At 63.7% G+C, this 248-nt stretch carries 1 protein-coding gene; it reads right to left on the bottom strand.

Features of this window, described 5'->3' with window-relative positions:
• On the bottom strand, window positions 1–202 hold a 202-nt coding region (locus tag AC1RPR_RS08955; protein WP_481763598.1), incomplete at its 3' end, for a hypothetical protein.
• Between the last annotated feature and the right edge of the window lie 46 nt (window positions 203–248).

Here is a 248-nt window from a genome sequence, read left to right as displayed (position 1 = left end):
CCACTCGACAGGCTCCGGTGACGCCGGCGAGCTCCGCCGCGTGCTGCGCTGCCGTGAGCGCGTGGCGCCGGATCATGTCGTCGTGAATCGGCTCCATGGTGGTGTCCGTGGAGTACTTACTCTTGGTGTCGTGCCACACGCTGGAGGCTGGAAGCTTGATCAGCGCCGGGTCTGCCGCTCGGATGGAGGATCCGATGATCATGGGCACTTCGATCTCAATGAAGGGAGGTCGAACGGATTCTCCGACG

The sequence above is a fragment of the Dellaglioa sp. CoH-57-MRSF-22 genome (assembly GCF_056781895.1).
Note: the sequence above shows the minus strand (reverse complement) of the source record. Positions and strands in the feature narration are given on the sequence as shown.